Source organism: Streptomyces sp. NBC_00005, from assembly GCF_045160215.1.
Lineage (GTDB): Bacteria > Actinomycetota > Actinomycetes > Streptomycetales > Streptomycetaceae > Streptomyces.
The window spans coordinates 5,280,254-5,299,921 of record NZ_CP108316.1; the positions used below are offsets into that span (position 1 = coordinate 5,280,254).

The following is a 19,668-nucleotide window of genomic DNA, read 5'->3' on the forward strand; positions in this document are numbered from 1 at the left end:
CGCCCAGCAGGATGTTGGGGACGCTGGAACGCCGAGATGCACTCTGACCAGCGAGAACACAGTCACCCTGGAACGGGCGAATGGGATGCGGGGGCTGTGGGGGACTGCTTCAGGGGCCCTGGTGCGGTGCCTCGTCCGGTAGCCATTGCAGGGCGAACCAGAGCTCCATGCGGGTTCCCGGGTCCTGGAGGTCGACGTCGAGGAGGTCGGCCACCCGCGTCAGGCGGTGGCGGACGGTGTTGCGGTGGACGCCGAGGAGCGCCGCGGTGCGGTCCCAGCTGCCGTGGAGGGTGAGCCAGGTCCGCAGGGTGTCGAGGAGGACCGGAGCGCCTGGCGGTCCGGCCCGGTCCAGGGGCGCGAAGCGGGTGCGGGCGAGTTCGCGGGCGTCGGTCGGGGTGACGAGCGCGTGCAGGGTGAGGGGGTCCGTGGTGTGGACGACGGCGGGTGTCCCGGCCACGAGGGCACGTTGCAGGGCGCGTTCGGCCTGCGTATCGGCGTGCGGCAGGTCGGACGCGGTCGCCGGTGCGCTGTAGCCGAGGATCCAGCCGAGCTCGGCCGCCCGGTCGGGAACCCTGGGCCGGGCGTCGGCGGCGCAGGGGACCAGCGCTTTGAGCACGGGGCCGTCGATGTGCACGTACGGGGTGCCCAACAGACTTGCCAGGGTGGCCAGTTGAGCCGGTTCGGCGGCGGGGGGCGTCCCGTCGGGGTATCGGCCGTGGACCACCGTCCAGTGATCGCCCGCTGCCCCGTACCCGGCGACCAGAGCGGGGGCGACCTCGGTGGGTGTGGCCCCGAGCATGAGCCGTACCAGCGCGCCGACGCTGTGGGTGTCGGTGCTCAGGGCGTGCCGTGGGCTGGTGAGCAGGGCCAGCAGGACCGTCGCCGTGCCGGTCACCTGGCGGTGCACGGCGGTCGGGGGTGTGGTGGCGGCCTGTCCGAGTGCCAGCGTCGTGGCGGTCCTGCGGTCGGCGCCGGCCGGCAGGGTGTGGACGCTCAGGTGGATGCCCTGGTCGGGGTCGTGGGCCGCCGCCGCCTTGGGGCCGCCGTCCCGCCGCAGGGTGCGTACGGCGAGGTCGCGCAGCAGGTGAGGGGAGACGCAGGGCCGACCCGCCGAGAGGAGTTCGTTGCCCTGGGCGTCGTACAGGACCGACCAGGCCCCGGTGTGGGCGGCGAGCTGGCCGAGGACGGACCGGAGGGCGTCCGGGCGGGCGGCGGCCGAGGCCAGCGCCGACTGGGCCCGGGAGATCTCCCGCAGTTCGCGGTTGCGGGCCTCGGCGATCGCCGCGTACGTGGCCTGTCCGACGGCGACGAAGGGGGTGGCGGGCGGGAGGCGCAGGAGTGGAAGGCCGTGCCGGTCGCAGGCGCGGACGAGGTCCGGCGGCACCTCGGCGTGCACGGGGGCCACGCCGAAGCCGAGCGCGGTGACTCCGGCGGCGACCACCCGTCGTACGTACGTGTCGATGCCGTCCACGTCGTCGGGGAGCCGTACGCCGGCGGTGAGGAGGAATTCGCCGCCGACGAGGTAGGGCGTGGGGTCCTCGATCTCCGTGGTGCCGACGGTGCCGACCGGGCGGTCCCCGGCCGCAGGCCCGGCGACCTGGGTGAGGCCGAGGGCCGGGTCGGCGAGCAGCACGCCGAGGGGCACGGACGGCTGCTCGACGGTGGCAGCGGTCCCGGCACCCGTGCTGTCGGATTCATCCAATGTGTATCTCCGGATTGGGCAGAAGCGGCACTTCAGCCCCAGTACACCCCGTGGCTACGGTCGTGTCACCCCCCTCCCCGCTCCCCTCCCCCGGAGGTCCCCGTGACCGTCGACTATCTCGTCATGGCCGCCTACCTGCTCGGCATCATCGGTGTCGGCTGGTGGGGCAGACGCCGTGCCGCCTCCAAGAGCGACTTCCTGGTGGCCGGCCGCCGGCTGGGCCCGCTCATGTACACCGGCACCATGGCCGCCGTCGTCCTCGGCGGCGCCTCCACCATCGGCGGTGTGCGCCTCGGCTACACCTACGGCGTCTCGGGTGCCGCCATGGTCGGCGCCATCGGCCTCGGGCTGCTGGCGCTGAGCGTCTTCTTCTCGGCCCGCATCTCCCGGCTGCGCGTCTACACGGTCGCCGAGATGCTGTCGCTGCGCTACGGCGACGCCGCGAGCGTGATCTCGGGCGTCGTCATGTGGATCTACACGCTGATGCTGGCGGTGACGTCGACGATCGCCTACGCCAGTGTCTTCGACGTCCTCTTCGATGTGCCGCGCTGGGTCGCGGTGGTCGTCGGCGGCACGATCGTCGTCGGCTACTCGGCGCTCGGCGGCATGTGGTCCATCACGCTCACCGACATGGTGCAGTTCGTGGTGAAGAGTCTCGGCGTGCTCGTCCTGCTGCTGCCGATCGCGGTGGTGAAGGCGGGTGGCTTCGGCGCCCTGGCCGACCGGCTGCCGGGCGGCTACTTCTCCGTCACCTCCATCGGCGGACAGACCATCGTCACCTTCGTGCTGATCTACACCTTCGGCATGCTGATCGGGCAGGACATCTGGCAGCGCGTCTTCACCGCGCGCAGCGACAGGGTCGCCGCCTGGGGCGGGACCGTCGCCGGTGTCTACTGCCTGGTCTACGCCCTGGCCGGCGCGTTCATCGGCATGGCGACGAAGGCCCTCTATCCGAACCTGGCCCAGGCCGACGAGGCGTTCGCCACCATCGTCAAGAACGTCCTGCCGACCGGCGTCCGCGGACTGGTCCTCGCCGCCGCCCTGTCCGCGATGATGTCCACCGCCAGCGGCGCCCTGATCGCCTCCGCGACCGTGGCCAACAACGACATCTGGGCCCGGCTGCGCCGCCGTACGGCATCGGGGGACCACGACGAGATCGGTTCCAACCGGCTCGCCATCGCCGTACTCGGCGTGGTCTCCATGGTGATCGCCTGTGTCCTCACGGACGTCATCGAGGCGCTCACCGTCGCCTACAACCTGCTCGTCGGCGGTCTGCTGGTCCCGATCCTCGGCGGCCTGGTCTGGCGGCGCGGCAACCTGCCGGGCGCGCTGGCCGCGATGATCGCGGGCGGTACGACGGTGATCACCTTCATGGTGACCGACGGTCTGCTCGCCAACGAGCCGATCTACTACGGCCTCCTCGCCAGCCTGGTCGCCCACGTCGCCGTCAGCCTGGTGACCCGGCCGACCGACGAGACGGTCCTGGCGACGTGGCGCCGCCGCCTGGCGGGCGAGGAGGCGCCGACCGCGGCCGCCACGAGCCCGGAGCTCAGCGCGGCCTGACCCACCGTCCGATCGCACCCGCACCCGCACGTGCCGTATGCCGCTGAAAGGCCCTCGATGCCCACCGTTACCCCGGACACCGCGGAAGAAGTCCGGCTGCGCCGCGAACTCGCCGCCGTCTACCGCCTGGTGGCCCACTTCCGGATGACCGACCTGATCTTCACGCACATCTCGGTACGGCTCCCCGGCCCGGAACACCACTTCCTGATCAACCCCTACGGGCTGCTCTTCGAGGAGATCACCGCCTCGAACCTGGTCAAGATCGACCTGACCGGTCACCCTGTCGAGGAAACCCGACACCCCGTCAACCCGGCCGGCTTCGTCATCCACAGCGCGATCCACGCCGCGCGCCCCGATGCCCGGTGCGTCCTGCACACCCACACCAGGGCCGGCTGCGCGGTCGCCGCCCAGGAAGAGGGGCTGCTCCCGCTCAACCAGATCTCCATGGAGTTCTACGGCAGGCTCGGCCACCACTCCTACGAGGGCGTCGCTCTCAACCTCGCCGAGCAGGAGCGGCTGGTCGCCGACCTCGCCGGCCACCCGGCGCTGCTCCTGCGCAACCACGGCCTGCTCACCGTCGGAGAGACACCCGCCCAGGCGTTTCTCCGCATGTACTACCTGGACAAGGCCTGCGAGATCCAGACCACCGCCATGGCCGGGGGTGCGAAGCTCGTCCTCCCCGACCCCGAGGTCTGCGAACTCACCGCCCGCCAACTGGCAGGGGAGGAACACGACTCCGACCTCCAGGACGACAAGGCCTACGACCTCGCCTGGTCGGCCCTGCTCCGGCTCGTCGACCGCATCGCCCCCGACTACAAGGACTGACAGGCTCTCTGGAGACCGGGCACATCGTCACCGGGTGACGCGTGCCTCGTCGGACGGGGATGCTGTGGCGCCTGGTGCCGGGGCGGTGGTCGAGGGTGCGGGAGTCGGTGTCGTGGCGGTCTTCACCGCGATGGTGTCGCCCAGGCGGACCCTGGCGTAGAACCACTGGGCGTCCCGGGCGGGGAGGCTGATCAAGCCGCCTCTGGCGTCGTAGCCGCTCAGGATCTTGAGCTGCGGGGTGAAGGCGCCGGCGTAGAGCGGGCGGCCCTGTTCGTCGCGCAGTTCGACGACGTACGGGACGTCCACCGAGACATTGCCCTTGGAAGGCACGTCGACGGTCAGCGTCCTGCGGTCCTGCTTCGCCGCCACCGTCATCGGGCTCGTGGGCCCGGCCGGGGCGTCGAATTCCGAGACGATCGGCAGCACCCGGCCGCCGAAGGTGAGGGTGTGCCCGGGCAGGTCGAGCGTGCCGGAGACGGGCACCGCAGTGGTCGCGGACGGCGGGGCGGGCGCGGACGGTGCCACGGCCGGGGTGCGGTGCCGGTCCGGGTGGTCCGGGTCCCCGCCCAGGTGCAGGCTCAGCGCGAAGCCCAGCAGCGCGAGGACCGTGGCGCCCGCGCCGAGGGTGACGGCGGCACGGCGGCGGCGCCTGCGGCGCATCGCCCGGCCACGGATCTCGGCGGCGCCGACGGCCGGCCGGGTCGCGTGGTCGGCCGCCAACTCACGCAGTGCGGAAGAGAGTTCATCGGACACGGCCGCTCTCCTTCCGGACGGGCCAGTCGGCCTCGTCTCCCGCAAGACGCTTCGCCAGCTCCGCCCGCCCCCGGGACAGCCGCGCCTTGACCGTCCCCACCGGCGCACCGGTCTCGGAGGCTACCTGCTCCACACTCAGGTCGCACAAATGGTGCAGTACGACCGCCATCCGCTGCGCCTCCGGCAGTTCACGCAGAGCGGCCACGAGCACGGTGTGCTCGGGGCTCGGCCCCGGGATGGAGTCGGGCGGCGGAGTGCGCCGCACCAGTTCCAGCCAGCGCCTCGCCCGCCGCCAGCGGCTCACCGCCAGCCGCATGGCCACCGTGCGGATCCACGCCTCGGGAGCACTGTCCGCCAGGAACTGCTGCCGCCGGTCCCAGGCCCGTACGAACGCCTCCTGAACGACGTCCTGGGCCTCGCCGTGATCTCCCGTGAAGGCGTAGAGCTGTCCGGTCAGCCGGGGGAACGCGGTCGCGTAGAAAGCGTCGAACTCGTCCTCGGTCATGCCTCCACCGGAATCCGTGCCCTTTCCCTGCAACCCGGCCACCTCCCCGGTGCGTACAGGTCGCGTAGGTCGCATGGATCACATCGATCGCATCCAACCGAGCACAACCCACTGGGAAGACGGTGCACACGGGCTCCAGGCTCCCTTTTCCTCAACGGTGTTGGCTCGGCGGCTGCTCAACCTACCCGCACCACCGACCGAGTTCCCGAGCCGAAGGACCCCCCACGTGCCACCGACCCCCCACGTACTCCCCATCGGTCACGACTTCGCCACGTACGCCAGAACGCACTGGTCCCGGCTGGTCGTCACGGCGCGGCTGCTCACCGACGACGACGGTGCGGCGGAGGAACTGGTGCGGAGAACGCTGGTGCGGATGTGCGCGCGGTGGCGGCGCGTTCCGCGCGACGACGTGGACTTCCACGTGCGGCGCTGTCTGGTGCAGGGCCACCTGCGCCGGCTGCGCGGACGGCGCGCCGCGCGCCGGCGGGCCGTTGTGGTGCTGCGGGTCCAGGAGGGGCTGGCGGACGCGGAGATCGCCCAGCTGCTGGGCTGCTCGGTGGGTGCGGTGCGGGCTCATGCGCAGCACGGGCTGAAGGCGGCCGGCGCCGATCCGGGACGGCTGCGCGAGGAGTACGCCCGTGTCGCCCGGGACCTCGTCCTCTCCGAGGTGCCGTTGGCCGACGTCCAGGCGCGGGGCCGGGTCCGGCGGCGGCGCCGTCTCGCCGTGGCCGCGGCCGTCTGCGCGGCGCTGCTCACGCCGGCCGGCCTCCTCGCCGCCGACCGTTTCGGCGACGGCGGTGCGCAGGGCAGGGCAGCGGACGGCGCCCGTCCGGCGACGAGCCCGGTCCGGGTCGTGGCGCCGGGCGAGCGGGTGACCGCCGGGCCGGGGGTACGGGTGTGGCTGACGGCCGACGGTGGGCACTGGTCGGTGCCCGTGGCCTTCGCGGGGGACGCCGGCGACCACCCGCGCGACAGACCGGGCGTCACTCTGAGGGTGGACACCGTGAAGGGCGGGTTCTTCCTGTCGGGCCTCTTCCACGGTCTGAACGGCGAGCCGGGCCGCGTCGAGGTGAGGGCCGGCGACCGCAGGGTCACCGCGAAGGTCCTTGTCCTGGCGGGCAGTTCGGGCTGGGGCGTCTGGTACGCGACCACGCCGCTGCCCGTGGAGGAGATGAAGACGGTCCTCGCCGCGGGCGGGGACGAGCGGCTCGTCACGGTGTACGACGCCTCCGGCAAGGTCGCCGCACGGTCGGCCCGCGACTGGTGGCGGACATGAGGACGACGGACAGGCCGCTGCCGGAGCGCGCGGCACAGCACGCCGAGAAGAGGAACCGGCACCGCGAGCGGCTGCCGCTGCGGATCCGGTTCCGGCGCACCCGGGGGCGGCGGCTGCGCCGGCTGTTCTACGCCCTCCTCACGCTGATCGCGGTGCTGTGCGCGGCGGCCGTGGTGGCGTACCGGTTGACGCCCATTCCGAAGCCGCACCCCGAGACCGTCACGCAGAGCACCGTGTTCCTCGACTCGGACGGCGCCTACCTGGGCCGGCGCGGGCCGGTCGACCGGCAGGACGTGCCGTTGTCCTCGGTCCCCCGGCCGGTGCAGGACGCGGTGATCGCCGCGGAGAACCGCTCCTTCCGTACGGACAGCGGGATCTCGCCGCGGGCCCTCGCCCGGGCCACGCTGGCGACGCTGACGGGCGGCGAACCGCAGGGCGGCTCCACCATCACCCAGCAGTACGTGAAGAACGCGCTGCTGAGCCCGGAGCATTCGCTGTCCCGCAAGGCGCGCGAGGCGATCGTCGCGATCAAGCTGGACCGCACCCGCACCAAGGACGAGATCCTCGAGGGCTATCTCAACACCGTGTACTTCGGGCGGGGCGCCGCCGGGATCCAGTCCGCCGCCCGCAACTACTTCGGCGTGGACGCGAAGAGGCTGACCGTCGCGCAGGGCGCCGCGCTGGCGTCCATCATCAACATCCCCTCGTACTACGAGAAGGCGGGCTCCGACCCGAAGGTGACCGCGAAGCTGGAGAACCGCTGGGAGTGGGTGCTCGACGCGATGGCGGCGAGCGGGAGCATCTCGGCGAAGCAGCGGGCCGCGGCGCGTTTCCCGGCGTTCCGGTTCTATCCGCCGGGCGAGACCGACGGGCAGCGGCAGTATCTGATCGACGTCGCCGCGAAGGAGGCCGCCGACCGGCTCGGCATCACCGAGGACCAGCTCGCGAGCGGCGGCTACAGCGTGACGACCACCTTCGACCTGGCCCTGCAGGACAGCGCCACGCAACTGGTCCAGGACGACCGTCCCGCGGGCAAGGGCGTGCGGGTGCACACCGCCGTCGTGGGGATGGTGCCCGGCGACGGAGCGGTGCGGGTGCTGTACGGGGGTTCGGACTATGCGCGCCAGCCGTTCAACGACGCGGTGAGCGGGGCGGTGGAGGCGGGGACGGCCCTCGCTCCGTTCAGCGGGTCGGGGCGGCCGGGCGAGCCGTTGCGCGGACTGCTGAGGACGGCGGCGCCGACCCCGCTGAACCTGGCGTCCGCGTATGCGACGGTGGCGGCGGACGGCAGGTACGCCGCCCCGTACACCGTCGCGCGCATCACCCGGGAGGGCCGCACCGTCTACCGGGCGCGTCCCGACGTGCGGCGCGTGCTGGGCGAGAAGGAGGCGCTCCTGGCGGGCGCACGATCGGGGGCCGGGCCGACGCCCGTCGCCGTCGCCGCCGGCTCGGCGGAGGCGAAGGCGAAGGTGTTCGCCACCGAAGGGGCGGGCAGCGGGACCGCCCGACGGACCGTGTGGACCACCGCGTACGACGACCGACTCGCCCTGACGGTCGCGCTGTTCGCCGATCGGGCAGGCGCCGAGAAGGGCACGACGGTGCCCGCACAGCTGCCGAACAAGCCGTCGCCGACCGAGTTCGCGCAGAGCGTGGCGGCGGGGATCTGGGGCTCCGCCACGAAGGGCGAGTCGGGAAGGGGCCGCGGACAGTAACGCCTGCACCCCGAGCGCTGACCCGGCACCAGGAAGGAGACGGTCGACACCGGTCGGGCCGCGCGAAGTGCCCTGCGTACAGGCGGCCCTCGCACGACAAACAGTCCCCGGGTCGTCGTCGACCCGGCGCGTACTCGTCGTGCACGCCCGCCCACAGGGCCGGGTGGCCGGCATTGCTGCGCTTGCAGTCACCGCCGGCGCTGTCGTAGCTGCCCGCGCCGACTCCGGACGCGTACGAATCCCCCAGAGCCACGTACTGCAGTTCTCCGGCCGCCTGGGCGGGGACGTAGGACATCGCCGTGATTCCGGCGAACGCCATCACCGCGCTGACGACAGCCGACCTCAATCTACGCATGAGTTCCTTCTGGTTCTGGATTCCGGACTCCGGATCCCGAAGGTAACTGCGGCTTGTTGTCCCGGAATTGTCGTTCTGTTGTCGCGAATCGACTTCCCTTCAGGAAAGGGAAAGGCGCGGGGCGATGTCGTAGCCTGTGCGCCATGTTGCGCCGCATACAGGCTTTGCCGTGGCTCCACACGGCCTACGACATCGCGCTCGCGCTGCTGGTGGCCTACATCACGCCGCGCTACGTCGAGGAGTACGACCTGCTCGTCGGCTGGTCGATGGCCCTGGCGCTGTTGTTCCGGCGGCGCCGTCCGCTGACGGTGATGGCCGTGGTCTCGGGGCTCGCGCTGGTCCAGTACGTGCTGGCGACGTACCCGGACTCGATGCTGGCGACCGCCCCGAGCGCGTACGACGTGGCGCTGCTCATCGCGATGGTCTCGGTGGTCACCCACACCCGGACGATGTGGCACACGTATGCGGCGGGCGGGGTCGTCCTGGCGGGCGTGCTGGTGGAGTCCGGGCTCGGCCTTCCCGGCTCGCCGGGCGACATCGAGGTGGACGTGTTCACCCTTGCCTCCCTCGGCGGTCTCACCACGGCCCTGTGGCTCACCGCCCTGGTGCTGCGCACCCGCAGGCTGTACGTCGAGACCCTGGAGGCACGCGCCGCCGCGGCCGAACGGGAGCGGGAGCACCTCGTGCGGATCGCCGCCGCCGAGGAACGCGCCGAGATCGCACGGGAGTTGCACGATGTGGTCGCCCACAGTCTGGCGGTGATGATCCTGCAGGCCGACGGCGCCGGGTACGCCCTCAAGTCCGATCCGGACAAGGCGGGTACGGCGCTCAAGGCGATCGGCGACACCGGTCGGGACGCGCTGGAGGACATGCACCGGATCGTGCGGGTCCTGCGGACCGGCCGGGCCCCCGTGGAGGACGCGGACAACGGGCGGCGGCGGGTCTCCCTCGACGATCTGGAGACGGTGGCCGAGCGGGCCCGTACCGCCGGGCTGAAGGTGGAGCTCGTCGTGGAGGGTGAGCGGGGCTCGCTGTCCACGGCGGACGAACTGACCGTGCTGCGGGTCGTCCAGGAGAGTCTGACCAATGTGCTGCGGCATGCCGGGCCCGGCGCCCGGGTCGAGATCACGCTGCGGTTCGTCGAGGACGCCGTGCGGATCAGTGTGGCCGACGACGGGGCGGGCAGGCTGGCCGGCGCCACCGCCGAGCGGCGCAGCGGTGGGAACGGGCTCGTGGGGATGCGCGAGCGGGTGGAGGTGTCCGGCGGGAGTTTCGCCGCCGGGCCGCGTCTGGGCGCGGGTTGGCAGGTCGAGGCGGAGATTCCCGTCCAGGAGGCACCAGTGAGGATGGCGGGATGAGTGAGATGAGCGGGCCGATACGCGTGGTCGTGGTGGACGACCAGCCCCTGATCCGGGCGGGGTTCGCGATGGTGCTGGCCGCGCAGGGCGACATCGAGGTCGTGGGCGAGGCGGAGAACGGCGCGGACGCCCTGGAGTTGCTGGCCCGTGCCGAGGCGGACGTCGTCATCATGGACATCCGGATGCCCGTCATGGACGGCGTGGAGGCCACCCGGAAACTGACTCGACGCCCGGACGGTCCACGGGTGTTGGTGCTCACCACCTTCGACACCGACGAGGACGCCTTCGCCGCCCTGCAGGCCGGGGCGAGTGGCTTCCTGCTGAAGAACACCCCGCCGGAGGAGGTCGTGGCGGCGATCCGGGTCGTGGCGGCCGGCGAGTCCGTCGTCGCCCCGCGCGTCACCCGCCAGCTCCTGGACCGGTTCGCGGGGAGGCTGGCGCCCTCGGAACAGGCCGAACAGGCCGACGCGCGGCTGGAGTTGCTGACCGCGCGCGAGCGGGAGGTGCTCGGACTGGTCGGCGAGGGACTGTCCAACACCGAGATCGCCGGGCGGCTCTTCATCGCGGAGGGGACCGTGAAGACCCACTTCGGCAAGATCCTCACCAAGCTGGACCTCCGCGACCGCGTGCAGGCGGTCATCCTCGCCTACGACACGGGGCTCGTCATCCCACGGTCGTAGTCCCGGCCTATCACTCCGGTTGCACTCCGGCGACCCGGAGATCGGCTTGAGAGCAGATGTGCCGCGACGGCCGTTCTCGAAGAATTCAACCGTGCTGATCGACAGCCGTCGACAACAGCTTCGGACCGAATTCCCCGGGGGTCATCGTGACTGCTTCCACGTCCTTGCGACACAACAAGTCCATTCTGCTCGGTCTCATCGCGCTGCTGGTTTTCACGGCGACCGCGATCGGCGCCGGCCGTTGGTGGGACCAGCACAACGCGCCCAGCCAGGCGTCGAAGGCGGACTGCGCGCTGGCGCAGAAAATCATCGACGAGACGGCGGAACTCCCCACCGACAAGACGGCCGTCGAGAAGTGGGAGAAGACCGAACAGCAGCGCAGGGCGCAGCTCAAGGACGGATACCTCGGCGCCAGCATCTCGAACTACAACGGGTTGGCGGCCATGCAGGCGAAGGGCGAGGCCACGCCCCCGCTGAAGAAGCGGGTGCAGGAGCTGGCGGACCAGGCCAACAGCCACTGCTCGGACGCCGACGTCAAGCTCGTCTTCCCCGCGCTCGCCTCTTGAAGCGCCGGCGATGTCGACCAGGGAACCCGACCAGGAAATTCGACTCATGAACATGCCCGAGCGCATCGCCTCGGCCGTGGACCTCGTCAAGGTCTACCAGCAGGGGCAGACCCGGATCAGGGCCCTCGACGGAGTGACCGTCTCCTTCACCCGCGCCCGCTTCACCGCCATCGCGGGCCCGTCGGGCTCCGGCAAGTCGACCCTGATGCACTGCCTCGCCGGACTCGACTCCCCCACCTCCGGTCACGTCAGCCTGGACAATGAGGAGTTGAGCGGTCTGTCCGACCGGGGCCTGACCCGCGTACGCCGGGACAAGGTCGGCTTCGTCTTCCAGTCCTTCAATCTGCTGCCCCAGTTGACTGCGCTGGAGAACGTCGTCCTGCCCGTCACCCTGTCCGGCGGTCACCTGGACCGGGAGCTGCTCGACCATCTCGTCGGCGTCCTCGGCATCGGCGACCGGATGTCCCACCGGCCCGCCGAACTCTCCGGCGGCCAGCAGCAGCGCGTGGCACTGGCGCGCGCCCTGCTCGCCCGGCCCGCCGTGGTCTTCGCCGACGAGCCCACCGGCAACCTGGACTCGCACTCCGGCGCCGAGGTCCTCGACTTCCTGCGCCGCTCCGTGCACGACCTCGGCCAGACCGTGGTCATGGTGACGCACGACCCGCGGGCCGCCGCCTACGCCGACCGCGTGCTCACCCTCGCCGACGGCCGCATCGTCGACGACGTCGATACGACGGCCGGTCCCGACGCCGCCCGAAGCCTGGGAGTGGTCCGATGAACACCCCCTCAATCACCCCGTCGAACGCTCCCTTGAACGCCCCCTGGCGCGCGAGCATCCTCGGCTCGCAGCTCGCCGAACTCCTGCGCCGTCCCGGCCGGTTGGTGACCACCGGTATGTCGGTCCTGGTGGCCGCCTTCGTGGTCTTCGCCACCGTCATGGCCCAGCAGATCACCACGAACACCACCCTCGACCGCTTCCGCGGCACCCCCGAGGCCGTGAGCCTGGTCGCGACCGCCGGCGACTCCCACGTCAGCGCCGCCACGCTCAAGAAGATCCGCGCCCTGCCCGGTGTGGCGGAGGCCGTCGGCCGGGTGGACTCCGGTGCCCCGCTGGCCGGTCCGTTCGAGCACTGGCTGGCGCTCCGCTCCGACCCCGGCAGCGGACCGCTCTCCCAGGTCCGGCTCGTCAAGGGCAGCTACCCCGAACACGCCGGCCAGATCGCGGTCAACCGCCGGGCCGCCGAGGAGTTGGAGCTCACCCCCGGCACCCGTACGACTCTCCTGGTCCCGGACCGCAAGGACACCGACAAGACCGTCAAGGTCACCGTCACCGTCACCGGGGTCGTGAAGAGCACCGCGACCGCCGACCAGCAGTCCGGCGGCTACACCACCGACGCACACATCGGGACCCTCGCGGATCTGCCGGGCTACCAGCACGTGGACATCCGCGCCAGGAAACACTTCCCGGCAGCCCAACTGTCCCAGCAGATCCGGGACATACTGCCCACCGGCGTGACGCTCACCTCCGGCAGCGCCCTACGCGCCCAGGAGGAACACGACGCCGTCAGCGGCGACATGCAGGAGCTCTTCCGGCTCATCTCCGTGTTCCTGGCCGTCGCCGTGGGGGCCGCCGCGCTGGTCGCCACCTCCACCTTCCGCATCGTCTTCGCCCAGCGGCTACGGCAGTTGGCGCTTCTGCGCGCCATCGGTGCCCCGCAGCGCCGGCTCGCGGCGGCACTCGCCGTCGAGGGCGCCCTGGTGGGCGCGGTCGCGGGCACGCTCGGAGTGCTGATCGCGCTGGGCGCCGGGCACCTGGCGCCTCTCGTCGCCCGGGATCTGTCCGCGCCGGGCTTCCCCGTGACGGACGCCGCGCTGGTCGTCGTAGGAACCACGCTGGTGACCGTCGGCGCGGTCCTCGCCCCCGCCCTTTCGGCGGCCCGGGTCTCCCCGCTGCAGGCGCTGCGCACCGCGGGCACCGTCGGCGGCGAAACCCGTGTCCGCCCGGCCCGCCTCACCGCCGGGCTCCTCTTCGCCGCCGCTGCCACGGGGCTCGCCGCACTGCCCGGCCAGGACACCTCCGACCGCGACCTCGCCATGATGAGCCTGGTCGCGTCCGCGGCCCTCGCCTTCCTGGCGCTGATCGCACTCGGCCCGCTCCTCGTCCGCCCGGTTCTGGCCGTGACCGGGTGGCCTCTACGCCGACTGGGCGCCACCGGCAGGCTGGCCGTCAGCGGCGTCGGAGGCACACCGCGCCGTGCCGCGGCCGTCTCCGTGGTCGTCGCCCTCGGCGTCGCGCTGGTCTCCGGGGCCCTCGTCTCGCTGGCCTGTCTGAGCGGCTACATGGAACGCACGAACGCCGTCGAAGCCCCCGCCGACTTCCGGGTCGCGGCCGACGGCAAGGGGCTGGACTCCACTGTCGTACGACAATTCGCCGCATCACCCGCCCTTACGCACGTCACGGGTTACCGCACCGTCCAAGTCAAGGCCGCCGGCGGGGAGTTCGAGGTGTCGGACCTGGACCCGGAGGCACTGCCCACGGGCAGGCAGATCGACGCGGCCACCGGCTCCCTCGGCGACCTGGGGCCGGGCCACGCGGTCCTCTCCGCCGACACGGCCGAGCACCTCGGGGTGACGGCCGGCGACGCGCTCAGCCTCGGTGGCGTCCGGCTGACCGTCGCCGCCACGCTGCACGGTGCGGGGCCGGGCCTGGCGAACGTACTGGTCGTCCCCGCCGATCTGGACCGGATGGGCGCCGCCAAGAACGCGAGCGGCATCTTCGCCGACGCGGCCGGGGACGGCTTCGCCGCGCGGGGCAAGGCGCAGCGGGCGCTGGAGAGCATCATCCGTACGCACGTCCCCGACCCCGACGACGTCTCCGTCAGCGTGCTCTCGGAGGCCCGGGACAGCGACCGGGAGACGGTCCGTCTGATGGGCACGACCGCGCTCGGACTCGTCGCCCTGACCGTCCTCATCGCCGTCGTCGGCGTCACCGCCACCACCAGCCTGACCGCGATCGAACGCACCCGAGAATTCGGCCTGTTGCGCGCCTTGGGCCTGGGCGGCGGCGCACTGCGCCGGACGATCACGATGGAGGCCGGGCTGTACGGCGTCCTCGGCGGCGTCCTCGGACTGGCGCTCGGCGTCCCCTACGCCTGGCTCCTCATCCGCGTGGCCGTCACCGAGGCGCCCCTTCGCCTGCCGGGAGCCCAACTCCTCCTGGTCTTCGCCGGGTTGGCGGCCCTCACCGCACTGGCCGGACTGCTGCCGGCCCGCCGCGCCGGCCGCATCACCCCGATGACCGCGCTCGGCAACGCCGAATGAACCGTTTCCCGACCTCGGACCCCCCTCTTCGCCGGCCTCGAAACCATGTGACCGTCGTGCACCAGTCGGCCCCGGAGCATGAACCAGGCGTTCGAAAGCGCTGTCCAATCCACCACGTAACCTGCATTCGCGCGCGAACTGGCGTCCCGCGCCGGCGCGGACCCGTCCCGCTTGGCCCGACACCTCCGCGCCGCGGGCCCGTCGGCCCCGGCCACGATCACCGTTCCCGGCTCCTGATTGAAACCGTTCAATCCATTCGCGCCCGCCCCGCACGCCGCCCTCGCCCGACGCAATCGCGAAGTACCCGCGTCACAAAAACAATTGCACGACGATTGACCCCGGCCCCACGCGGCTCTACGTTACCCACGCCTCTCCATTTTGAATCGATTCATACATTCCGTGCATTCCATGCGAGTGAGGAGTCGTAGTGATCAGCAGGAGGAACATCCTCGCGGGTGCGGTCGCCACGGTCGCGGCAGTGACCGTCGACGGCGTACCGGCGATGGCCGCACCGGCATCCGGACAGGCACAGACACAGACACAGGCCTCGCAGGAAGGGCTGCGCGTCACCGCGCCGACCGTCGAATACGTCCGCCACCCCCTGGGGCTCGACGCCCAACACCCCCGGCTGAGCTGGCCGTTGGCCTCCGACAAGGCGGGCATGCGGCAGAGCGCGTACCAGGTCCGCGTCGCCGGCACCGCGTCGGGACTGACCCGTCCGGACGTCTGGGACAGCGGGAAGGTCACGTCCGGCGAGTCCGTCCTCGTCCCTTACGCCGGTCCTCGACTCAAGCCCCGGACACGCTACTTCTGGTCCGTACGCGTATGGGACGCCGACGGGCAGGTCTCCGACTGGAGCGCGCCCTCCTGGTGGGAGACCGGCCTCATGGATGCCGGGCAGTGGACCGCCGACTGGATCTCCGCGCCGGCGGGCCTCGCGGACGCGCCGTCCTTCGAGGGCGGTTCCTGGATCTGGTTCCCCGAGGGCGATCCGACGAGCAGCGTTCCGGCGGCCACCCGCTGGTTCCGCGGCGCCGCCCAACTGCCCGCCGGAATCACGGCGGCGACGCTCGCCATCACCGCGGACAACGTGTACGCCGTCTCCGTGAACGGCGTCGAGGTGGCCCACACCGACCTCGACACGGACAACGACGACTGGAAACGCCCGGCGGTGGTCGACGTACTGGACCAGGTGCGCGCCGGTGACAACGTTATCGCCGTGTCCGCCACCAATGCGACCGAGGGCCCGGCGGGACTCATCGCCGCCCTTGTCGTGCGGACCGCGTCCGGTGAGCAGAAGGTGTTCACCGACGGCTCCTGGAAGGTCACGGATCAGGAACCGGCCGACGGGTGGCGGGAGTCGGGGTTCGACGACGCGGGCTGGCCGGCGGCCAAGGTGGCGGCCGCATGGGGCAGCGGGCCGTGGGGACGGGTCGTCCCGGTGTCGTACGCCGTCACCCAGGTCCGGCACGAATTCCGGCTCCCGCCCCGGAAGGTGGCACGCGCGCGCCTGTACGCCACCGCGCTCGGCCTGTACGAGGCCCACCTCAACGGCAGCCGCGTGGGCACCGATCAACTCGCTCCCGGCTGGACGGACTACCGCACCCGCGTCCAGTACCGGACGTACGACGTCACCACGCTCCTGCGGCCGGGCACCAACGCCGTCGGGGCGTACCTGGCACCCGGCTGGTACGCGGGCAACGTGGGCATGTTCGGGCCGGGTCAGTACGGTCAACACCCGGCGCTGCTGGTCCAGTTGGAGGTGGAGTACGCGGACGGGACCAGCGAGCGCATCACCTCGGGCACCGACTGGCGGGCCGCCGCCGGGCCGATCGTCGCCGCCGACCTGCTGAACGGTGAGACGTACGACGCGCGCAAGGAGACTCCCGGCTGGGCCTCCCCCGGCTTCGACGACACGGGCTGGCTCGGCGTACGCGGGGCCGGTGACGTCGGTCCCGGTCTGATCGTCGCGCAGGTGGACGGTCCGGTACACGTGGAGCGGGAGCTGACGCCGAAGAAAATCACCCAACCCAAGCCCGGCGTCCACGTGTTCGACCTCGGCCAGAACATGGTCGGCTCGGTACGGCTCCGGGTGAAGGGCGAGGCGGGAGAGACCGTCCGGCTCAGACACGCCGAGGTGCTCAACCCCGACGGCACCGTCTACACCGCGAATCTGCGGAGCGCGGCGGCGACGGACACGTACACCCTCAAGGGGCAGGGGAAGGAGGAGGTCTACGAGCCCCGCTTCACCTTCCACGGGTTCCGGTACGTCGAGGTGACCGGATTCCCCGGCACGCGCGCTCCCTCGGCGCAGGCCGTCACCGGGCGCGTCATGCACACATCCGCCCCCTTCACGCTCGACTTCGAGACCGACGTACCGATGCTCAACCAGCTGCACAGCAACATCACTTGGGGGCAGCGCGGCAACTTCCTCTCCATTCCGACGGACACGCCCGCGCGTGACGAGCGCCTGGGCTGGACGGGAGACATCAACGTCTTCGCGCCCACGGCCTCCTACACGATGGAGTCGGCCCGTTTCCTGTCCAAGTGGCTGGTGGACCTCCGGGATTCGCGCACCGCGGAGGGCGCGTTCACGGACGTGGCGCCGATGGTGGGCACGGTCGGCAACGGCACCGCCGGCTGGGGCGACGCGGGCGTCACCGTCCCCTGGGCCCTCCACCAGGCATACGGCGACCGCCAAGTCCTCGCGGACGCCTGGCCGTCCGTCCAGACCTGGCTGACGTACCTGGAGAAGAACAGCGAAAAACTGCTGCGCCCCGCGCAGGGATACGGCGACTGGCTGAACGTCGACGACGAGACCCCCAAGGACGTCATCGCCACCGCGTACTTCGCGCACGCCGCCGATCTCGCGGCGCGGATGGCCGGCGAACTCGGCAAGGACGCCGCCCCGTACCGCGATCTCTTCGGACGGATCCGAACGGCCTTCCAGGACGCCTACGTGGGCTCCGACGGCCGGGTGAAGGGCGATACGCAGACGGCCTACGTCCTGGCGCTGTCGATGGACCTGCTGCCGGACGCGTCGCGCAAGGCCGCGGCCGACCGGCTGGTCGCGTTGATCGAGGCCAAGGACTGGCACCTTTCGACGGGCTTCCTCGGCACTCCCCGACTGCTCCCCGTCCTGACCGACACGGGCCACACCGACGTCGCCTACCGCCTGTTGCAGCAACGCTCCTTCCCCAGCTGGGGATACCAGATCGACAGAGGGTCCACGACCATGTGGGAACGCTGGGACTCCATCCGGCCCGACGGCACCTTCCAGGACCCGGCGATGAACTCCTTCAACCACTACGCCTATGGCTCGGTCGGGGAATGGATGTACACGAACATCGCCGGTATCGCGGCGGGCCGGCCCGGCTACCGCGAGATCGTCATCCGCCCCCGGCCGGGCGGGGACGTCAACTCCGCGCGTGCCACGTTCACTTCGGTCTACGGCCCCGTCTCGACCCGATGGCAGCTGCGGTCCGGCCGGTTCACGCTGACGTGCGCGGTGCCGCCCAACACGACCGCCGAGGTGTGGATTCCCGCATCGGCTCGGGAGGAGGTCACCCACACCGACGGGACGTTCCTGCGTCAGGAGGACGGCTGCGCGGTCTACCGCGTCGGCTCCGGCACCCACCGCTTCAGCACCTGATCGACTCCGAGGACCGCCATCTTGCAGGTGGTGCCCCCGGTCAGGGTCTTGCAGTGGGCACATCACCCGACCCGACGGGCCGGCAGTGTGGCGGTGTGGAGCAGGTGTTCCAGCGGTCCGCGGCGGAAGTGTCGGGTCCACACCGTCGCGAGGAGCATGGCGGTCGCGGTGAAGAGGAGCAGGGAGAGCAGGGCCGGGCCCGTCTCCTCCCGCATGCCGACGGCGCGGATGGCGAGGATGTGCAGGACGTAGGCGGTCAGCGCGGTCATGCCGACCGCGGTGACCGGGGTGGCCAGGCGGACCAGGCGCGGCAACCGGTCGGCGGCGGCCACGCACGCGGCCACGACGGCGAGTGCCACTCCCGTGTTGCCGAGGATCGAGAACGTCGTCTGGCTGTGCGGGGCCGCCACCAGGAGCCAGTCGGCGGGGGTGCCGTCGGTGAGGTAGCCGACGGTGTCGGACCACCAGGCGGAGCCGGGCGACGCGCCGTCCGTGGCGGCCGCGACGGTGTCGCCGGCGTGCGGGACGAGGTGCAGGGCGAGCCAGGAGCCGCCGTAGCCGATCAGGGCCAACGCGCCGCCCGCGCAGGAGAGTTGAGCGAGGGTCCTGCCTCGTGTGAGGTCCAGGCGGGCCACCGCCATGCCCGCGACCATGAACGACATCCAGGTGAGCACCGGGTATTCGCCGGTGAACAACAGCTCCATGAAGCCGTCCGTGCCGGTGATCCGGGCCAGCGGGTCACCCGCGACGACGGTGTCCGCCCAGTCGCCTCCCTCGATCGACTGGCGTATCACGTACAGCAGTTGGGGCAGGACCAGCGCGCCCGCCGCGGCGATGACGGCCAGCGTTCGTGCGCTCAGCCGGTACAGCGGCAGGATGGCGAGGAAGAGCAGGCCGTAGAAGGAGAGGATGACGTCGACGTCGGTGTCCAGGGCGGTCAGGGCGAAGCCCAGTGCCATCAGGACGACCGAGCGGATGACGATCCTGACCACCGCCTGCCGTCCCGCGCGTCCGGTGTGCGGGTGCGGGCGGCCGGTGATGAGCACCAGCGAGAACCCGGCGAGCAGCGCGAACAGGGCGGAGGCGCGGCCGCGCGCCAGTTCCAGTACGAAGCCCAGCGGGCCGCCCATGGTGGGGTCCGGGCCGACGTGGGCCGCGTACATGCCGAGGACCGCGAGTCCGCGGGCCAGGTCGATGCCGACCAGACGTCCGGTCGAGGGGGTGCGGGAGGCAGGCGGGGGCTCCGGTTGTCGCGGGGGTGGTGACGACCGGCCGGGCAGGACGGAGGGCGCGTGTTCGCTCATGTGCTCCAGGGTTGGGGCCGGGCGGCACCCGGGCCCATCCGGCGGGTGGCCGGAGTTGCCCCCGCCGACCGGCGGGCCGCACCCCCGCCGGTGCTC

Annotated in this window: 14 protein-coding genes; 10 read left to right on the plus strand and 4 right to left on the minus strand. The window is 71.7% G+C overall.

All coding sequences use genetic code 11. The features are described 5' to 3' along the window. Positions 1 to 109: 109 nt before the first annotated feature. Positions 110 to 1,702 (minus strand): PucR family transcriptional regulator, encoded by a 1,593-nt coding sequence (locus OG303_RS24230; protein ID WP_405870832.1) that lies wholly within the window; start codon positions 1,700 to 1,702, stop codon positions 110 to 112. A 102-nt stretch (positions 1,703 to 1,804) separates the two neighbouring features. Here OG303_RS24230 and OG303_RS24235 point away from each other — a divergent pair, with 102 nt between their 5' ends. Both OG303_RS24235 and OG303_RS24240 read left to right on the plus strand, forming a co-directional pair. Then, a complete protein-coding gene (locus tag OG303_RS24235) occupies positions 1,805 to 3,265 on the plus strand; it encodes a sodium:solute symporter (protein WP_405870834.1) in 1,461 nt (486 codons plus the stop codon). Between the two features lie 57 nt (positions 3,266 to 3,322). Continuing rightward, positions 3,323 to 4,090, plus strand: coding sequence for a class II aldolase/adducin family protein (locus OG303_RS24240; RefSeq protein WP_405870835.1), 768 nt, complete (start codon positions 3,323 to 3,325; stop codon positions 4,088 to 4,090). Between the two features lie 27 nt (positions 4,091 to 4,117). Here the strand turns inward: OG303_RS24240 and OG303_RS24245 are convergent, their stop codons facing one another. Beyond that, on the minus strand, positions 4,118 to 4,843 hold the full coding sequence (locus OG303_RS24245; RefSeq protein WP_405870837.1) for a hypothetical protein: 726 nt from the start codon (positions 4,841 to 4,843) through the stop codon (positions 4,118 to 4,120). Further along, positions 4,833 to 5,348 (minus strand): SigE family RNA polymerase sigma factor, encoded by a 516-nt coding sequence (locus OG303_RS24250; RefSeq protein ID WP_405870838.1) that lies wholly within the window; start codon positions 5,346 to 5,348, stop codon positions 4,833 to 4,835. The genes OG303_RS24245 and OG303_RS24250 overlap by 11 nt, the downstream gene beginning before the upstream one ends. 226 nt (positions 5,349 to 5,574) lie before the next feature. Here OG303_RS24250 and OG303_RS24255 point away from each other — a divergent pair, with 226 nt between their 5' ends. The 8 genes from OG303_RS24255 (at position 5,575) to OG303_RS24290 (ending at position 18,268) form a co-directional block, all read left to right on the plus strand. Then, positions 5,575 to 6,624: a sigma factor-like helix-turn-helix DNA-binding protein gene (locus OG303_RS24255; RefSeq protein ID WP_405870839.1), complete on the plus strand. Its 1,050-nt coding sequence runs from the start codon at positions 5,575 to 5,577 to the stop codon at positions 6,622 to 6,624. Then, positions 6,621 to 8,336 (plus strand): transglycosylase domain-containing protein, encoded by a 1,716-nt coding sequence (locus OG303_RS24260; RefSeq protein WP_405870840.1) that lies wholly within the window; start codon positions 6,621 to 6,623, stop codon positions 8,334 to 8,336. Before OG303_RS24255 ends, OG303_RS24260 begins: the two co-directional genes overlap by 4 nt. Positions 8,337 to 8,834: 498 nt before the next feature. Next, entirely contained in the window at positions 8,835 to 10,049 is a 1,215-nt protein-coding gene (locus OG303_RS24265) for a sensor histidine kinase (protein WP_405870841.1), read from the plus strand. A 5-nt stretch (positions 10,050 to 10,054) separates the two neighbouring features. Next, positions 10,055 to 10,729 (plus strand): response regulator, encoded by a 675-nt coding sequence (locus OG303_RS24270; RefSeq protein ID WP_405877452.1) that lies wholly within the window; start codon positions 10,055 to 10,057, stop codon positions 10,727 to 10,729. Positions 10,730 to 10,875: 146 nt separating this feature from the next. Next, positions 10,876 to 11,295 (plus strand): hypothetical protein, encoded by a 420-nt coding sequence (locus OG303_RS24275; RefSeq protein ID WP_405870842.1) that lies wholly within the window; start codon positions 10,876 to 10,878, stop codon positions 11,293 to 11,295. Positions 11,296 to 11,341: 46 nt separating this feature from the next. After that, complete coding sequence (locus OG303_RS24280; protein ID WP_405870843.1) at positions 11,342 to 12,073, plus strand: ABC transporter ATP-binding protein; 732 nt, start codon at positions 11,342 to 11,344, stop codon at positions 12,071 to 12,073. After that, positions 12,070 to 14,616 (plus strand): FtsX-like permease family protein, encoded by a 2,547-nt coding sequence (locus OG303_RS24285; RefSeq protein WP_405870844.1) that lies wholly within the window; start codon positions 12,070 to 12,072, stop codon positions 14,614 to 14,616. Before OG303_RS24280 ends, OG303_RS24285 begins: the two co-directional genes overlap by 4 nt. A 427-nt stretch (positions 14,617 to 15,043) precedes the next feature. Beyond that, positions 15,044 to 18,268: an alpha-L-rhamnosidase gene (locus OG303_RS24290; RefSeq protein WP_405870845.1), complete on the plus strand. Its 3,225-nt coding sequence runs from the start codon at positions 15,044 to 15,046 to the stop codon at positions 18,266 to 18,268. Between the two features lie 62 nt (positions 18,269 to 18,330). On the opposite strand, the gene OG303_RS24295 is transcribed toward OG303_RS24290, so the two are convergent. Next, positions 18,331 to 19,572 carry a DUF418 domain-containing protein gene (locus OG303_RS24295; protein ID WP_405870846.1) on the minus strand — a complete coding sequence of 414 codons (1,242 nt, stop codon included), beginning with the start codon at positions 19,570 to 19,572 and terminating at the stop codon, positions 18,331 to 18,333. Positions 19,573 to 19,668 lie beyond the last annotated feature (96 nt).

Bases quoted from the DNA above. Each gene is read 5' to 3' on its own strand.
- OG303_RS24260 (WP_405870840.1), top strand. From the start codon at position 6,621: ATGAGGACGACGGACAGGCCGCTGCCGGAGCGCGCGGCACAGCACGCC.
- OG303_RS24280 (WP_405870843.1), top strand. From the start codon at position 11,342: ATGAACATGCCCGAGCGCATCGCCTCGGCCGTGGACCTCGTCAAGGTC.
- OG303_RS24285 (WP_405870844.1), top strand. From the start codon at position 12,070: ATGAACACCCCCTCAATCACCCCGTCGAACGCTCCCTTGAACGCCCCC.
- OG303_RS24240 (WP_405870835.1), top strand. From the start codon at position 3,323: ATGCCCACCGTTACCCCGGACACCGCGGAAGAAGTCCGGCTGCGCCGC.
- OG303_RS24295 (WP_405870846.1), bottom strand. From the start codon at position 19,572: ATGAGCGAACACGCGCCCTCCGTCCTGCCCGGCCGGTCGTCACCACCC.
- OG303_RS24265 (WP_405870841.1), top strand. From the start codon at position 8,835: ATGTTGCGCCGCATACAGGCTTTGCCGTGGCTCCACACGGCCTACGAC.
- OG303_RS24270 (WP_405877452.1), top strand. From the start codon at position 10,055: ATGAGCGGGCCGATACGCGTGGTCGTGGTGGACGACCAGCCCCTGATC.
- OG303_RS24250 (WP_405870838.1), bottom strand. From the start codon at position 5,348: ATGACCGAGGACGAGTTCGACGCTTTCTACGCGACCGCGTTCCCCCGG.